14 protein-coding genes are annotated in these 16,969 nt (G+C 57.2%); 13 read left to right on the top strand and 1 reads right to left on the bottom strand.

Features of this window, described 5'->3' with window-relative positions:
- From sdhA to AACY50_RS08065, 10 genes are all read left to right on the top strand, one after another.
- On the top strand, positions 1–1,773 hold the full coding sequence (gene sdhA, locus AACY50_RS08110) for a succinate dehydrogenase flavoprotein subunit (RefSeq protein ID WP_339433634.1): 1,773 nt from the start codon (positions 1–3) through the stop codon (positions 1,771–1,773).
- Positions 1,774–1,784: 11 nt separating this feature from the next.
- Positions 1,785–2,489: a succinate dehydrogenase iron-sulfur subunit gene (locus AACY50_RS08105; RefSeq protein ID WP_003223007.1), complete on the top strand. Its 705-nt coding sequence runs from the start codon at positions 1,785–1,787 to the stop codon at positions 2,487–2,489.
- Positions 2,490–2,740: 251 nt separating this feature from the next.
- Positions 2,741–5,572, top strand: a complete 2,832-nt coding sequence (locus AACY50_RS08100) for a 2-oxoglutarate dehydrogenase E1 component (protein ID WP_339433635.1) — start codon at positions 2,741–2,743, stop codon at positions 5,570–5,572.
- A gap of 42 nt (positions 5,573–5,614) precedes the next feature.
- Positions 5,615–6,838 carry a 2-oxoglutarate dehydrogenase complex dihydrolipoyllysine-residue succinyltransferase gene (gene odhB, locus AACY50_RS08095; RefSeq protein WP_339433636.1) on the top strand — a complete coding sequence of 408 codons (1,224 nt, stop codon included), beginning with the start codon at positions 5,615–5,617 and terminating at the stop codon, positions 6,836–6,838.
- 97 nt (positions 6,839–6,935) lie between these two features.
- Positions 6,936–8,372 (top strand): dihydrolipoyl dehydrogenase, encoded by a 1,437-nt coding sequence (gene lpdA, locus AACY50_RS08090; protein WP_339433637.1) that lies wholly within the window; start codon positions 6,936–6,938, stop codon positions 8,370–8,372.
- Between the two features lie 183 nt (positions 8,373–8,555).
- Complete coding sequence (sucC, locus tag AACY50_RS08085) at positions 8,556–9,722, top strand: ADP-forming succinate--CoA ligase subunit beta (protein WP_085732277.1); 1,167 nt, start codon at positions 8,556–8,558, stop codon at positions 9,720–9,722.
- Positions 9,722–10,603: a succinate--CoA ligase subunit alpha gene (gene sucD / locus AACY50_RS08080; protein ID WP_007919877.1), complete on the top strand. Its 882-nt coding sequence runs from the start codon at positions 9,722–9,724 to the stop codon at positions 10,601–10,603. The genes sucC and sucD overlap by 1 nt, the downstream gene beginning before the upstream one ends.
- Before the next feature lie 330 nt (positions 10,604–10,933).
- Positions 10,934–12,247, top strand: a complete 1,314-nt coding sequence (gene brnQ, locus AACY50_RS08075) for a branched-chain amino acid transport system II carrier protein (protein ID WP_339433721.1) — start codon at positions 10,934–10,936, stop codon at positions 12,245–12,247.
- Between the two features lie 195 nt (positions 12,248–12,442).
- Positions 12,443–13,180: a DUF599 domain-containing protein gene (locus AACY50_RS08070; protein WP_339433720.1), complete on the top strand. Its 738-nt coding sequence runs from the start codon at positions 12,443–12,445 to the stop codon at positions 13,178–13,180.
- A complete protein-coding gene (locus AACY50_RS08065; RefSeq protein ID WP_339433719.1) occupies positions 13,180–13,581 on the top strand; it encodes an MAPEG family protein in 402 nt (133 codons plus the stop codon). Before AACY50_RS08070 ends, AACY50_RS08065 begins: the two co-directional genes overlap by 1 nt.
- 77 nt (positions 13,582–13,658) lie before the next feature.
- Here AACY50_RS08065 and AACY50_RS08060 read toward each other — a convergent pair whose 3' ends face one another.
- Positions 13,659–13,895: a hypothetical protein gene (locus AACY50_RS08060; RefSeq protein WP_339433718.1), complete on the bottom strand. Its 237-nt coding sequence runs from the start codon at positions 13,893–13,895 to the stop codon at positions 13,659–13,661.
- Between the two features lie 158 nt (positions 13,896–14,053).
- On the opposite strand from AACY50_RS08060, the gene AACY50_RS08055 reads away from it, so the two are divergent.
- The 3 genes from AACY50_RS08055 to htpG all read left to right on the top strand — a co-directional run bounded on the left by AACY50_RS08055 (position 14,054) and on the right by htpG (position 16,965).
- Positions 14,054–14,530, top strand: a complete 477-nt coding sequence (locus AACY50_RS08055; RefSeq protein ID WP_339538434.1) for a PaaI family thioesterase — start codon at positions 14,054–14,056, stop codon at positions 14,528–14,530.
- Entirely contained in the window at positions 14,527–14,979 is a 453-nt protein-coding gene (locus AACY50_RS08050; protein WP_339538433.1) for a PaaI family thioesterase, read from the top strand. Before AACY50_RS08055 ends, AACY50_RS08050 begins: the two co-directional genes overlap by 4 nt.
- 81 nt (positions 14,980–15,060) lie before the next feature.
- Positions 15,061–16,965, top strand: a complete 1,905-nt coding sequence (gene htpG, locus AACY50_RS08045; RefSeq protein WP_339433715.1) for a molecular chaperone HtpG — start codon at positions 15,061–15,063, stop codon at positions 16,963–16,965.
- Positions 16,966–16,969: the final 4 nt, after the last annotated feature.

Below are 16,969 nucleotides of genomic sequence, written 5' to 3'. Positions count from 1 at the left end.
ATGGCTAACATTCCAACGATTTCTTTCGACGCCATCATTATTGGTGGTGGCGGTGCCGGCATGCGCGCAGCGCTGCAACTGGCGCAAGGTGGTCACAAGACTGCCGTGATCACCAAGGTGTTCCCGACCCGTTCGCACACTGTATCCGCCCAAGGCGGCATCACCTGCGCGATCGCGTCCGCCGACCCGAACGATGACTGGCGCTGGCACATGTACGACACCGTCAAGGGCTCCGACTACATCGGTGACCAGGACGCTATCGAATACATGTGTCAGGAAGGCCCGGCCGCGGTTTTCGAACTGGACCACATGGGTCTGCCGTTCTCGCGTACCGAACAAGGCCGTATCTATCAGCGTCCGTTCGGCGGTCAGTCCAAGGACTACGGCAAGGGCGGACAGGCTGCACGGACTTGCGCAGCCTCCGACCGTACTGGCCACGCGCTGCTGCACACCCTTTATCAGGGCAACCTGAAAGCCGGTACCACGTTCCTGAACGAGTACTACGCTGTCGATCTGGTGAAAAACCAGGAAGGCGATTTCGTCGGTGTGATCGCAATCTGCATCGAAACTGGCGAAACCTCCTACATTCGCGCCAAAGCCACCGTGTTGGCGACCGGCGGTGCAGGCCGTATCTACGCTTCCACCACCAACGCCCTGATCAACACCGGTGACGGCGTCGGCATGGCTCTGCGTGCTGGTGTACCCGTGCAAGATATCGAAATGTGGCAGTTCCACCCGACCGGTATCGCCGGTGCCGGTGTACTGGTTACAGAAGGTTGCCGTGGTGAAGGTGGTTACCTGATCAACAAGCACGGCGAGCGTTTCATGGAGCGTTATGCTCCGAACGCCAAAGACCTTGCCGGTCGTGACGTGGTTGCTCGCTCGATGGTTAAAGAAATCATCGCCGGCAACGGTTGCGGTCCGAATGGCGACCACGTAATGCTCAAACTCGACCACTTGGGCGAGGAAGTGCTGCACAGCCGTCTGCCAGGCATTTGCGAGTTGTCGAAGACTTTTGCGCACGTTGATCCGGTTGTTGCTCCCGTTCCGGTTGTACCAACTTGCCACTATATGATGGGCGGCGTTCCCACCAACATTCATGGCCAGGCGATCACCCAGAACGACGAAGGCGTGGATCAGGTCATTCCTGGTCTGTTCGCGGTCGGTGAAGTGGCTTGCGTATCGGTTCATGGTGCCAACCGTCTGGGCGGCAACTCGTTGCTCGATCTGGTGGTATTCGGTCGCGCTGCCGGCCTGCACCTCGAGAAGGCACTGACCGATGGCATCGAATACGACGACGCTACCGAAGCCGATATCGAAGCGGCCCTGTCGCGCCTGAATTCACTGAACAACCGTACTGATGGCGAAGACGTGGCAACCCTGCGTCGCGAGCTGCAAAGCTGCATGCAGAACTACTTCGGTGTGTTCCGTACTGGCGAATACATGCAGAAAGGCATCGCACAACTGGCCGACCTGCGTAAGCGTATCGCTAACGTGAAGATCAACGATAAGTCGCAGGCGTTCAACACTGCGCGTATCGAAGCGCTGGAACTGCAAAACCTGCTGGAAGTGGCTGAGGCGACTGCCATCGCTGCCGAAGTTCGTAAAGAGTCACGCGGCGCGCACGCCCGTGAAGACTTCGAAGATCGTGACGACGAAAACTGGCTGTGCCACACCCTGTACTTCCCGGGTGACAAGCGCGTCACCAAGCGTGCTGTTAACTTCTCGCCGAAGACTGTTCCGACTTTCGAACCTAAAGTCCGGACTTATTAAGGGTGGCCGCCATGTTGCAAGTCAGTGTTTATCGCTACAACCCTGATCAGGACGCCGCGCCGTTCATGCAGGAATTCCAGGTCGATACCGGTGGTAAAGACCTGATGGTGCTGGACGTGCTGGCCCTGATCAAAGAGCAGGACGAGGGTTTCTCCTATCGTCGCTCCTGCCGTGAAGGCGTCTGTGGCTCCGATGGCATGAACATCAACGGCAAAAACGGTCTGGCGTGCATCACGCCGCTGTCTGCCGTTGTGAAAGGTAATAAGTTGATTGTTCGTCCGTTGCCAGGTTTGCCGGTTATCCGTGACTTGGTCGTCGATATGAGCATCTTCTACAAGCAATACGAGAAGGTGAAGCCTTACCTGCAGAACGACACGCCGGCTCCGGCCATCGAGCGTCTGCAGTCGCCAGAAGAGCGTGAAAAGCTCGACGGTCTGTACGAGTGCATCCTGTGTGCTTGCTGCTCGACCTCTTGCCCGTCCTTCTGGTGGAATCCGGACAAGTTCCTGGGTCCTGCTGCTCTGCTGCAAGCCTACCGCTTCCTGGCAGACAGCCGTGACACCAAGACCAGCGAACGTCTGGCTTCGCTCGATGACCCGTTCAGCGTATTCCGCTGCCGGGGCATCATGAACTGCGTCAACGTATGTCCCAAAGGCCTGAACCCGACTAAGGCCATCGGTCACATCCGTAACATGCTGCTTTCGAGCGGCGTGTGATTCAGCTGCTGTAACCGCTGCACCGTAGAGGCTGTGGCGCGGGCTTCAACCCGCGTCATGGCTATAACCAGAGCAGCAGCCATAAGCTGCGGCTCTTATTTTGAAGAAATGAGACAAGCAGGGGCATCCGGGCTGGTACCCGGACTATCAGCGTGATCCTAAGTGGCTTGTTTTGGTCGCTGCATTCGGACTTCTGCAAGTTTGCTCGGTATTGGCGCCGATGGTGTTCCCCTAACCGAGGGTGACCAAGCATGCAAGAAAGCGTGATGCAGCGCATGTGGAACAGCGCCTACCTTTCAGGTGGAAACGCTGCCTATGTGGAAGAGCTTTATGAGCTCTACCTGCACGACCCTAACGCTGTGCCAGAAGAGTGGCGCACCTACTTTCAGAAGTTGCCTGCCGACGGCAACTCTGCCACTGATGTTTCGCACTCCACAATTCGCGATCATTTCGTGCTGCTGGCAAAGAACCAGCGCCGCGCCCAACCGGTTTCCGCCGGCAGCGTGAGCAGTGAGCACGAGAAGAAGCAAGTTGAAGTGCTGCGATTGATCCAGGCCTACCGTATGCGTGGCCACCAGGCAGCCCAGCTTGACCCGCTGGGACTGTGGCAGCGTCCTGCACCTGCAGACCTGTCGATCAATCATTACGGCTTGACCAATGCCGATCTTGATACGACCTTCCGTGCCGGCGACCTGTTCATCGGCAAAGAGGAAGCGAGCCTACGCGAAATTCACGAAGCGTTGCAGCAGACATATTGCCGCACCATCGGCGCTGAATTTACGCATATCACCGATTCCGAGCAGCGCCAGTGGTTCCAGCAGCGTCTGGAAAGCGTGCGTGGTCGTCCGACATACTCCGCCGACATCAAGAGCCACCTGCTTGAGCGCGTGACAGCCGGTGAAGGCCTGGAAAAATACCTGGGCACCAAATACCCGGGCACCAAGCGTTTCGGTCTGGAAGGCGGCGAAAGCCTGATTCCGATGCTCGACGAACTGATCCAGCGTTCCGGTTCCTACGGCACCAAGGAAGTCGTCATCGGCATGGCTCACCGTGGTCGTCTGAACGTACTGGTCAACACCTTCGGCAAGAACCCGCGCGAGCTGTTCGACGAGTTCGAAGGCAAGAAGAAGGTCGAGTTGGGTTCCGGTGACGTTAAATATCACCAGGGCTTCTCGTCCAACGTAATGACCACCGGTGGTGAAGTTCACCTGGCCATGGCGTTCAACCCGTCCCACCTGGAAATCGTTTCCCCGGTGGTAGAAGGTTCGGTTCGTGCCCGTCAGGATCGTCGTAACGATTCGACCGGCGAGAAGGTTCTGCCGATCTCCATCCACGGTGACGCTGCATTCGCAGGTCAAGGTGTGGTCATGGAAACCTTCCAGATGTCGCAGACCCGCGGTTTCAAAACCGGCGGTACTGTTCACATCGTGATCAACAACCAGGTGGGTTTCACCATCAGCAACCCGCTGGACTCGCGTTCCACCGAGTACGCCACCGACGTTGCGAAAATGATTCAGGCGCCGATTCTCCATGTGAATGGTGATGATCCGGAAGCCGTGTTGTTCGTGACCCAGTTGGCCATCGACTACCGCATGCAGTTCAAGCGTGACGTAGTGATCGATCTGGTCTGCTACCGTCGTCGCGGCCACAACGAGGCCGACGAGCCAAGCGGCACCCAGCCTCTGATGTATCAGCAGATCACCAAACAGCGTACCACTCGTGAGCTGTACGCCGATCGTCTGACTCAGGACGGTACTCTTGATGCAGAGCGTGTTCAGGCGAAGGTCGACGAATACCGCAACGCGCTGGACAACGGTCTGCACGTAGTGAAATCGCTGGTCAAAGAGCCGAACAAAGAGTTGTTCGTGGACTGGCGTCCGTATCTGGGCCACGCCTGGACTGCACGTCACGACACCCGTTTCGATCTGAAAACCCTGCAGGAACTGTCCGCCAAGCTGCTGGAAATTCCGGAAGGCTTCGTGGTTCAGCGTCAGGTTGCGAAGATCTACGAAGACCGTCAGAAGATGCAAGCCGGCGGCCTGCCAATCAACTGGGGTTACGCCGAAACCATGGCGTACGCGACCCTGGCGTTTGAAGGTCACCCGATTCGCATGACCGGTCAGGACATCGGCCGCGGTACGTTCTCGCACCGTCACGCTGTTCTGCACAATCAGAAAGACGCGGGCACCTACATTCCGCTGCAGAACCTGTACGACGGTCAGCCACGCTTTGACCTGTACGACTCTTTCCTGTCGGAAGAAGCGGTGCTGGCCTTCGAATACGGTTACTCGACCACCACGCCAAACGCGCTGGTGATCTGGGAAGCCCAGTTCGGCGACTTCGCCAACGGTGCGCAGGTTGTTATCGACCAGTTCATCACCAGCGGCGAGCACAAGTGGGGCCGTCTCTGCGGTCTGACCATGTTGCTGCCACACGGTTATGAAGGTCAGGGCCCTGAGCACAGTTCGGCACGTCTTGAGCGTTACCTGCAGCTATGCGCCGAGCACAACATTCAGGTGTGCGTACCGACCACTCCGGCGCAGATCTACCACTTGCTGCGTCGTCAGGTGATCCGCCCGCTGCGCAAACCACTGGTAGTTTTGACTCCGAAGTCGCTGCTGCGCCACAAGCTGGCCATCTCGACGCTGGAAGACCTGGCCGAAGGTTCGTTCCAGACCGTGATCCCGGAAATCGATGCTCAAGATCCGAAAAAGGTCGAGCGCATTGTTCTGTGTAGCGGCAAGGTCTACTACGACCTGCTGGAAAAACGCCGTGCCGAAGGCCGTGACGATATCGCCGTCGTGCGTATCGAGCAGCTGTACCCATTCCCTGAGGACGACTTGAACGAAGTTCTGGCTCCGTACACCAACCTCAAACATATCGTTTGGTGTCAGGAAGAGCCGATGAACCAGGGTGCCTGGTACTGCAGCCAGCACCACATGCGCCGCATCGTTAGCAATCACAACAAGTCTCTCGTACTTGAGTACGCGGGCCGTGATGCTTCTGCTGCACCTGCTTGTGGTTATGCATCGATGCACGCCGAGCAGCAGGAAAAACTGCTGCAAGACGCGTTTACCGTTTAACGCCTTCGCGCACCTGAAACCGAATTTAAGGAACTACAGATAATGGCTATCGAGATCAAAGCCCCCACTTTCCCGGAATCGGTTGCCGATGGCACCGTTGCCACCTGGCACAAACAACCGGGCGACGCTGTCAAGCGCGACGACCTGATCGTTGACATCGAAACCGACAAAGTCGTACTGGAAGTGCTGGCTACTGCTGATGGCGTGCTGGGCGCAATCGTCAAGAACGAAGGCGACACCGTTCTGTCCGACGAAGTCCTGGGCTCCATCGAAGCGGGCGGCGCTGCGGCCGCTGCTCCAGCCGCCGCTGCTGCTCCGGCCGCTGCTGCCGTTGCCCCGGCTGCCGCCGAAGGCGAAGACGATCCTGTTGCTGCTCCGGCTGCTCGCAAGCTGGCTGAAGAAAACGGCATCAACATCGCTTCCGTTGCCGGCACCGGCAAGGGCGGTCGTGTGACCAAGGAAGACGTGGTTGCTGCTGTTGCTGCCAAGAAAGCCGCTCCGGCTGCCGCGCCTGCCAAGGCTGCTGCTCCTTCGGCCGCCGCTCCTGTGTTCGCCGCTGGCGACCGCATCGAGAAGCGCGTACCGATGACCCGCGTTCGCGCCACTGTGGCCAAGCGTCTGGTTGAAGCTCAATCGAACATGGCAATGCTGACCACTTTCAACGAAGTCGACATGACCGAAGTCATGGCGCTGCGTTCCAAGTACAAGGATCTGTTCGAGAAGTCCCACAACGGCGTACGCCTGGGCTTCATGTCTTTCTTCGTGAAGGCGGCCACCGAAGCACTGAAGCGCTTCCCGGCTGTGAACGCGTCGATCGACGGCGGCGACATCGTTTATCACGGCTACGCTGACATCGGCGTTGCCGTTTCCAGCGACCGCGGCCTGGTTGTACCGGTCCTGCGTAACGCCGAGCTGATGAGCCTGGCTGAAATCGAAGGTGGTATCGCCACTTTCGGCAAGAAGGCCCGTGACGGCAAACTGTCGATGGACGAGATGACCGGTGGTACCTTCACCATCACCAACGGTGGTACCTTCGGTTCGATGATGTCGACCCCGATCGTCAACCCGCCGCAGGCAGCTATTCTGGGCATGCACAACATCATCCAGCGTCCTATGGCCATCAATGGTCAGGTCGTTATCCGTCCGATGATGTACCTGGCATTGTCCTACGATCACCGTCTGATCGATGGCAAAGAAGCTGTGACCTTCCTGGTGACCATCAAGAACCTGCTGGAAGATCCGGCTCGTCTGTTGCTGGATATCTGATAGAAGCAGCTGCAAGCTTCGAGCAGCAAGCCGCAAGAAAGGGCGGCTTGGCTTGAAGCTTGTGGCTTGAAGCTTTTCGCTAAAGAGGATTTTTTGAATGTCGCAGAAATTTGACGTAGTAGTGATTGGTGCTGGCCCTGGTGGCTATGTGGCTGCCATCAAGGCCGCACAACTGGGTCTGAGCACTGCCTGCATCGAGAAGTACACCGACGCCGAAGGCAAGCAAGCCCTGGGCGGTACCTGCCTGAACGTCGGCTGCATTCCTTCCAAGGCGCTGCTGGACAGCTCCTGGAAATACAAGGAAGCGAAAGAAAGCTTCAACGTTCACGGTATCTCGACCGGCGAAGTCAAAATGGACGTCGCTGCGATGGTTGGCCGCAAGGCTGGCATCGTCAAGAACCTGACCGGCGGCGTTGCCACTCTGTTCAAGGCCAATGGCGTTACTTCGATCCAGGGCCACGGCAAGCTGTTGGCTGGCAAGAAAGTCGAAGTCACCAAGCCGGACGGTTCGGTTGAAGTCATCGAAGCTGAAAACGTCATTCTGGCGCCAGGTTCGCGTCCGATCGACATTCCACCGGCTCCGGTTGATCAGAACGTCATCGTCGATTCGACAGGTGCGCTGGAATTCCAATCCGTGCCTAAGCGTCTGGGCGTGATCGGCGCTGGCGTGATCGGTCTGGAACTGGGTTCGGTATGGTCGCGTCTGGGTGCAGAAGTGACTGTCCTGGAAGCCCTGGACACCTTCCTGATGGCAGCGGACACCGCGGTTTCCAAGGAAGCGCTGAAAACCCTGACCAAGCAGGGTCTGGACATCAAACTGGGTGCTCGCGTGACCGGTTCGAAAGTGAACGGCGACGAAGTCGTTGTTAACTACACCGATGCCAACGGCGAACAGACCATCACTTTCGACAAGCTGATCGTAGCCGTTGGTCGCCGTCCGGTGACCACTGATCTGCTGGCTGCCGACAGCGGCGTGACCCTGGACGAGCGCGGTTTCGTGCACGTTGATGATCAATGCGCGACCACCGTACCGGGCGTTTTCGCCATCGGCGACGTGGTTCGCGGCATGATGCTGGCTCACAAAGCCTCGGAAGAGGGCATCATGGTTGTCGAGCGCATCAAAGGTCACAAGGCTCAGATCAACTATGACCTGATCCCTTCGGTTATTTATACTCACCCGGAAATCGCGTGGGTTGGCAAAACCGAGCAGGCATTGAAAGCTGAAGGCGTTGAAGTTAACGTTGGCACCTTCCCGTTCGCCGCTTCCGGCCGTGCCATGGCCGCCAACGATACCGGTGGTTTCGTCAAGGTCATCGCCGATGCCAAGACTGACCGCGTATTGGGCGTGCACGTGATTGGCCCGAGCGCTGCAGAGCTGGTTCAGCAGGGCGCGATCGGTATGGAGTTCGGCACCAGTGCTGAAGACCTGGGCATGATGGTTTTCTCCCATCCGACCCTGTCTGAAGCCTTGCACGAAGCTGCTCTGGCTGTGAATGGCGGCGCCATCCACATTGCCAACCGCAAGAAGCGTTAACAGACAATAAGAAACCACGGCGGTAACGGCCCGTCGTGAGCCTTGCGAGCAAGTCTCACCGCGGAATGTCCGCTGGACGCAGTCTTGCGTAGCTCAGCTACGCAAGCAGCAGTCACAGGTGGCGCGGCACTCATCAAGAGCGCAGCGCCGAATGCGCAGTACCTAACGAAGACGGTAAAAAGCATGAATCTTCACGAGTATCAGGGTAAGCAGCTGTTCGCTGAATACGGCCTGCCAGTTTCCACTGGTTACGCAGTAGACACCCCGGAAGCAGCAGCAGAAGCTTGCGACAAAATCGGCGGCAACGAGTGGGTTGTCAAAGCCCAGGTTCACGCCGGTGGTCGCGGTAAAGCGGGCGGCGTTAAGCTGGTTCGCAGCAAAGAAGACGCCAAAGCCTTCGCACAGCAGTGGCTGGGCAAGCGTCTGGTGACTTACCAGACTGACGCCAATGGCCAGCCAGTCACCAAGATCCTGGTTGAATCGTGCACTGATATCGCTAAAGAGCTGTACCTGGGCGCTGTCGTTGACCGTTCGAGCCGTCGCATCGTGTTCATGGCTTCCACCGAAGGTGGCGTGGACATCGAGAAAATCGCTCACGACACTCCAGAAAAAATTCTGAAAGCCACTATCGATCCACTGGTTGGCGCTCAGCCATTCCAGGGGCGCGAGCTGGCATTCCAGTTGGGTCTGGAAGGCAAGCAGGTTGCTCAGTTCGCCAAGATCTTCGTAGGTCTGGCCAAACTGTTCAAGGATCACGACCTGGCTCTGCTGGAAGTGAACCCGCTGGTGATCAAGGCTGACGGCGATCTGCACTGCCTGGACGCCAAGATCAACATCGACGCCAACGCCATGTACCGTCAGCCTAAGCTGAAGACTTTCCACGATCCGTCGCAAGACGATCCGCGCGAAGCGCACGCTGCCAAGTTCGAACTGAACTACGTAGCACTGGAAGGCAACATCGGCTGCATGGTCAACGGTGCCGGTCTGGCCATGGGTACCATGGACATCGTCAACCTGCATGGCGGCAAGCCAGCCAACTTCCTCGACGTAGGTGGTGGCGCTACCAAAGAACGCGTGACCGAAGCGTTCAAGATCATCCTGTCCGACACTAACGTCGCTGCAGTGCTGGTCAACATCTTCGGCGGCATCGTTCGCTGCGACATGATTGCCGAAGGCATCATCGGCGCTGTGAAAGAAGTCGGCGTGAAAATCCCGGTTGTTGTTCGCCTTGAAGGCAACAACGCTGAGCTGGGCGCTAAAGTACTGGCAGAAAGCGGTTTGAACATCATCGCTGCTACCAGCCTGACCGACGCTGCTCAACAAGTTGTCAAAGCTGCGGAGGGCAAATAATGAGCGTCCTGATCAATAAAGACACCAAAGTTATCTGCCAGGGTATTACCGGTTCGCAAGGTAGTTTCCACACCCAGCAAGCCATCGAATACGGCACCAAGATGGTTGGTGGCGTAACTCCGGGCAAAGGCGGCACCGAGCACCTGGGTCTGCCAGTGTTCAACACCGTTAAAGACGCCGTAGCTGCCACTGGCGCTACCGCCAGCGTGATCTACGTTCCGGCTCCTTTCTGCAAAGATTCGATCCTGGAAGCTGCTTTCGGCGGTATCAAGCTGATCGTCTGCATCACCGAAGGCATTCCTACCCTGGACATGCTGGACGCTAAAGTTAAGTGCGACGAACTGGGCGTAGTCCTGATCGGCCCTAACTGCCCAGGCGTGATCACCCCAGGCGAATGCAAGATCGGCATCATGCCAGGTCACATTCACTTGCCAGGCAAGGTCGGTATCGTTTCCCGTTCCGGCACCCTGACCTACGAAGCTGTGAAGCAGACCACTGACGCCGGTTTCGGTCAGTCGACTTGCGTCGGCATCGGTGGTGACCCGATCCCGGGTTCGAACTTCATCGACATCCTGAAGCTGTTCCAGGAAGACCCGAAGACCGAAGCGATCGTGATGATCGGTGAGATCGGCGGTTCGGCTGAAGAAGAAGCGGCTGCCTACATCAAGGCACACGTGACCAAGCCGGTTGTTTCCTACATCGCTGGTGTGACTGCTCCTCCGGGCAAGCGCATGGGCCATGCTGGCGCAATCATCTCTGGCGGCAAAGGCACTGCAGACGAGAAATTCGCTGCTCTGCAAGACGCAGGCGTTAAAACCGTGCGTTCGCTGGCAGACATCGGCAAGGCCCTGGCCGAGCTGACTGGTTGGGCTGTCAAGTAAGCCTCGCGCTTAGCTGACGCTTCACCAAACAAAGGCCGCCTCCGGGTGGCCTTTGTCGTTTCTGGCATTTGAGTCGATGGTGGCTATTTATAGGCATCCACCCAATTACATGCAAAAACGCGACGCGGAAACGTCGCGTATCGGATAGTTCGCCCTCAAACAGTGCGTTTGTAAGCCAAATTCGTTAGGCTAGCCGCCATTTTTGCGTCTGCCGCCCACAAGGCATGCAACGCGCTATACGGGTCAGTCCCATACGGATCGACAGCATTTCCCTAATCCCACAGGGCAATCCCCCTCTAAATTCCGATTCAGTAGTGTGGTATTTCCTTAATGAAAGTTTTGAAAGGTCAGGACATCCTGGCACTTGGTTTTATGACATTTGCCCTGTTCGTTGGGGCTGGCAATATCATTTTTCCGCCGATCGTCGGCTTGCAGGCCGGACCTCACGTCTGGATGGCGGCACTGGGCTTCCTGATCACGGCGGTCGGTTTGCCGGTGGTCACCGTCATTGCGCTGGCCAAGGTCGGCGGCGCAATGGACACGTTGAGCAGCCCGATCGGCAAGATTGCCGGCGGTGTGCTGGCGGCCGCTTGCTACCTGGCGGTCGGTCCATTGTTCGCCACACCGCGGACCGCGACCGTGTCGTTCGAAGTGGGTCTGGCGCCACTGACTGGCGAGAGCCCGCTGGCGCTGTTCCTCTACAGTTCCGTGTACTTCCTGCTGGTGTTCTTCATCTCGCTGTATCCGGGCCGTCTGCTCGACACCGTAGGTCGCTTCCTCGCGCCGTTGAAGATCATTGCACTGGCGGTACTGGGCATCGCTGCATTCGCCTTGCCCGCGGGAGATATCGGTAGCGGTACTCCGGAATATGTGGCTGCACCGTTCTCCCAGGGTTTCATCAATGGTTACCTGACCATGGATACCCTCGGTGCGCTGGTGTTCGGCATCGTCATCGTTAACGCGATCCGCTCCCGTGGTGTCGAGTCGCCTGCGCTGATCACCCGTTATGCGATCATCGCCGGACTCATTGCCGGTGTCGGTCTGGCGCTGGTGTATATCAGCCTGTTCCGTCTTGGTTCCGGCAGCCACGAAGTAGCCGTTGGTGCCACCAATGGCGCTGCGGTACTGCACGCTTATGTGCAACACACCTTTGGCTCCCTGGGCAGCGGTTTCCTTGCGGTGCTGATCTCGTTGGCGTGTCTGGTGACGGCCGTGGGCCTGACCTGCGCGTGTGCCGAATACTTCAGCCGAGTGCTGCCACTGTCCTACAAGACGCTGGTGATCATTCTGGCGGCGTTCTCGCTGCTGGTGTCCAACCTGGGCCTGACCAAATTGATCGCCTTCTCCATTCCGGTGCTGACCGCGATCTACCCGCCATGCATCGTTTTGGTAGCGCTGAGCTTCTGCAAAGATTTCTGGCATGAGCACGGCCGTATCATCGGCCCAGTGATGCTGGTGTCCTTCGTGTTTGGCTGCATCGACGCTCTGAAAGGCGCCGGTCTGGCCGACTGGCTGCCATCGCAACTGTCGCATCTGCCACTGAGTGAACAGGGCCTGGCGTGGCTGGTGCCGTGTGTGATGACCCTGGTGGTTGCAGTGATCTGCGATCGCGTGCTGGGCAAGCGTAGTGAAGCCATTGCCTGACGTTTCCTGACCCGCCACAAGCGGGTCTTGGGCGATTAAACAGAAATGCCCCGTATCAATCGATACGGGGCATTTTTTATGAACATCAGGCAGTGTCTTTTTTCCTGAGCTAACGTCGAACGATTACATCGATTCTGGTGGGAGCGAGCAAACCCGCTCCCCCCGATAAAGTGCTCATATTTGACAAGGAATTGCATGTCGTTCATCCAAGCTAACCTGATCCATTTGCTCGCTGCACTCTGGTTTGTCATCTGCTGGGGCGGTTACACCCGATACGCCAGTTGGAAGGCTCGCGACACCGCTTGCCTGGCCAGCGTGCTGCACCTGTATCGTGAAGACTGGATGCGCCGCATGTTGCTGCGCGACAACCGCATCGCGGACGCTAGCGTGATCGGCAATCTGGAGCGCAACGCCTCGTTCTTCGCCTCCAGTACCCTGATTATTCTCGCCGGTATTCTCACCGTGCTTGGTGCTTCCGAGCGTGCGGTGTCGTTGCTGGCGGATATTCCGATGGTGCAGCAGGCGTCGCAAGGCATGTCAGAGATCAAGTTGCTGTGTCTGGCCCTGGTGTTCGTCTATGCGTTCTTCACGTTCAGTTGGTGCATGCGTCAGTACAACTTTGCGGCGATTCTGGTGGGCTCGGCGCCCATGATCGGTGAGCGACAAGTCTCGGAGCAGGAGCGCAAGGCCTTCGCTTTGCGGGCGGCGCGGGTGATTTCGATGGCGGCCAACCAGTTCAACTTTGGCCTGCGCTCCTATTACTTCGGCATGAGCATGCTGGCGTGGTTCGTCAGCCCCTGGCTGTTCATGATGATGAGCGCCGGGGTCGTGGTGGTGTTATACCGCCGCGAATTTCATTCCGACGTCCTCGATGTAATGGTGTATACCCCTACACAGGCGCCCATCCCCGAGGCGAACAAGGAAGCTGCTTGATGAGTATTCCATTCTGGTGTGTGTTTATCAGTGCGCTGTTGATTTACATCGCGCGTATGCCGGTGGCCAAGGCCATGAAAGAGCAGGGTGGTTACAACAATCACCTGCCGCGCCAACAGCAGGCGCAGCTCACCGGTTACGGCGCCAGGGCGCTGGCGGCTCACCAGAACAGTATTGAAGCGTTCATGTTGTTTTCGGTAGGCGTGCTGATGGCGCATACCACGCAAACGGCGGGGTGGTTGATCGATACATTGGCAATCATTTTTGTAATAGCCCGGATCATCTACCTGTGGTTTTACCTGGCTGACCTGCCGCGACTGCGCAGTCTGGTCTGGGGAATCGGTTTATTGTGTTCGTTGTTATTGATGATTAGTCCGACTTTTAGAACGGTGTTGCTTTAACAGCGCATTACCGAAAAGTAACAGGCAAAAGAAAACCCGCACTTGGCGGGTTTTCTTTTTCTGCATCAAGAGGCGATTTATTGCGTCTTGGCAGCTTCGTCTTTCGCAGCTTCGTTCGATTCCGCCTGATCTTTGGCGGCTTCGGCGTTTTCTTTTGCTGCGTCGTTCACTTTATCCTGAGCTTTGCTCATGTCTTGTTGAGCTTGTTCAGCATGTTCTTTGGCATCTTGAGCTTTGTCCTCGGATTTTTTATCGCAGGCAGCGAGACCGAGGGACGCGGTCAACATCAAGGCAATAGCTAAAGTCTTACGCATGGGGTGTTTCTCCTTATGGAAAATAACTACTGGCCTTAAGAGCTCGCGCCTGAGGGTTAAGTTCCTCATTTGTTTCAGATATATAAGTTTGTTTTGCTGCGGAACTTTTGCTGTGTTTCCTACTACTGGCAAATGGATTTAACGAGAGTAATTATCAAATGGCTGACCACCCCGTTTTTGAGCGTGCGACACGATTTCTGTCGGCGTTGCGTCACTGTCAGGTTCTTGGTTTGCAGGTGCACAGCGCCTCCACCGAAGGGCTCACGGTTATCCTGCCGTACAGCCCGAAAATCGTGGGCAATCCGCAAACCGGGGTGATTCATGGCGGGGCAATCACCTCGTTGATGGACACGGCCTGCGGGATGTCCACTTTGTGTGTACTACCGGAGTTCGAGGTTTGCCCGACTCTTGATCTGCGCATCGACTACATGCACGCCGCTGAACCCGGCAAAGATGTTTATGGCTTCGCTCAATGCTACCGGGTAACGACCGATGTGATCTTCGCTCGCGGCTTTGCTTATCAGGATGATCCCGAACAGCCGATCGCCCATGTCGTTGGCACGTTCATGCGTATGGGGAAGGGGCTCAGGGGCACCAAAGGTTTCGGCGGTGCGATCAAGGGGGAAGGTCAATGAGTGATGAATTGAAGGATCAACTGCAACAGGCCCACGAACAGGGTGACTACGCGCCGCTGCTGAAGTTGATCCCCTACGCCGGGCTGATCTGCATCGAATGCTCACGGGTCGGTGATGAGTTGCTTTTCAAGCTCCCGGCGAACAAGGACAACATTGGTAACCCTTTATTGCCGGCGATCCACGGCGGCGTTATTGCCGGGTTCATGGAGCTGGCCGCTGCCCTGCATTTATTGATTTTTACCGGTGCGCCGGGCGTGCCGAAGATCATCGACTTTTCCCTCGATTACCTGCGAGCCGGGCAATTTCGCGACACTTGGGCCAAGTGCGAGGTCTGCCGGCAGGGGCGGCGAGTCGCTAATGTCGCGGTCACAGCATGGCAAAGCACCGAAAATGAACCGATTGCCACTGCCCGTGCGCACTTCAAAATCGATGACCCCTTGAAATCCTGAACACTGCCCCAAACTCTGATGACAACCCGCCGCAGACCATTCGGGTCGCGGCCAATGCCATCTGATTGGAGTTTGATGACCATGAGTGTGGAAACTCAAAAGGAAACCCTGGGCTTCCAGACCGAGGTGAAGCAACTGCTGCACCTCATGATCCATTCGCTGTATTCCAACAAGGAAATCTTCCTTCGCGAATTGATCTCGAACGCCTCTGACGCTGTAGACAAGCTACGCTTCGAAGCCTTGGCCAAGCCTGAGTTGCTCGAAGGTGGCGCAGACCTGAAAATCCGTGTGAGCTTCGACAAAGACGCCAAAACCGTCACCCTCGAAGACAACGGTATCGGCATGAACCGTGACGATGTGATCACCCACCTGGGCACCATCGCCAAGTCGGGCACTGCCGATTTCATGAAAAACCTCTCGGGCGATCAGAAGAAGGATTCTCACCTGATCGGTCAGTTCGGCGTCGGTTTCTACTCGGCCTTCATCGTTGCAGACCAGGTTGACGTGTACAGCCGTCGCGCCGGCACACCTGCCAGCGAAGGCGTGCACTGGTCGTCGAAAGGCGAGGGTGAGTTCGAAGTTGCCACGATCGAAAAACCTGAGCGCGGCACTCGCATTGTCCTGCACCTGAAAGCGGCGGAAGACGAGTTCGCCGATGGTTGGCGTCTGCGCAACATCATCAAGAAGTACTCCGATCACATTGCCCTGCCGATCGAACTGCCGAAGGAAGTCACCGCAGCCGAAGGCGAAGAGCCGCCAGCCGTTGAGTGGGAAACCGTCAACCGCGCCAGTGCCCTGTGGACCCGTCCTCGCACCGAAGTGAAGGATGAGGAATACCAGGAGTTCTACAAGCACATCGCCCATGACTTTGAAAACCCGTTGGCCTGGAGCCACAACAAAGTCGAAGGCAAGCTCGAATACAGCTCGCTGCTGTACGTGCCGGCCCGCGCACCGTTCGACCTGTACCAGCGTGAGGCGCCGAAAGGCCTGAAGCTGTACGTGCAGCGTGTGTTCGTGATGGATCAGGCCGAGTCGTTCCTGCCGTTGTACCTGCGCTTCATCAAGGGTGTGGTCGACTCCAACGATCTGTCGCTGAACGTGTCGCGGGAAATCCTGCAGAAAGACCCGATCATCGACTCGATGAAGTCGGCGCTGACCAAGCGCGTACTCGACATGCTGGAAAAACTGGCGAAGAACGAGCCTGAGCAATACAAAGGCTTCTGGAAAAACTTCGGTCAGGTCATGAAAGAAGGCCCGGCCGAGGATTTCGCCAACAAGGAAAAAATCGCCGGGCTGCTGCGTTTCGCATCGACCCATGACGAAGACGGCGAGCAAGTTGTCGGTCTGGCTGACTACCTGGCGCGCGCCAAGGAAGGTCAGGACAAGATCTATTACCTCACCGGCGAAACCTACGCGCAGGTCAAGAACAGCCCGCACCTGGAAGTCTTCCGCAAGAAAGGCATCGAAGTGCTGCTGCTGACCGACCGTATCGACGAGTGGCTGATGAGCTACCTCAGCGATTTCGACGGCAAGACGTTTGTCGACGTGGCACGCGGTGATCTCGATCTGGGCAACCTGGACTCGGAAGAGGACAAGAAGGCCGCAGAAGAAGTCGCCAAGTCCAAAGAAGGTCTGGTCGAGCGTCTGAAAACCGCGCTGGGCGATTCCGTTGCCGAAGTTCGCGTGTCTCATCGTCTGACCGATTCGCCAGCCATTCTGGCCATCGGTGAACAGGACCTGGGCCTGCAAATGCGCCAGATCCTCGAAGCCAGCGGGCAGAAAGTGCCGGAATCAAAGCCGATCTTCGAATTCAACCCGAGCCACCCGCTGATCGAGAAACTCGACGGCGAGCAGAACGAAGGACGTTTTGGCGACCTGTCGCACATCCTCTTCGATCAGGCCGCTTTGGCGGCTGGCGAAAGCTTGAAAGACCCGGCCGCGTACGTGACCCGTCTGAACAAGCTGCTGGTTGAACTGTCGGTTTAATCGC

The sequence above is a fragment of the Pseudomonas sp. RA_15y_Pfl2_54 genome (assembly GCF_963971015.1).
Taxonomy (GTDB): Bacteria; Pseudomonadota; Gammaproteobacteria; order Pseudomonadales; family Pseudomonadaceae; genus Aquipseudomonas; species Aquipseudomonas baetica_A.
This window is presented reverse-complemented; position numbering and strand designations above follow the sequence as displayed.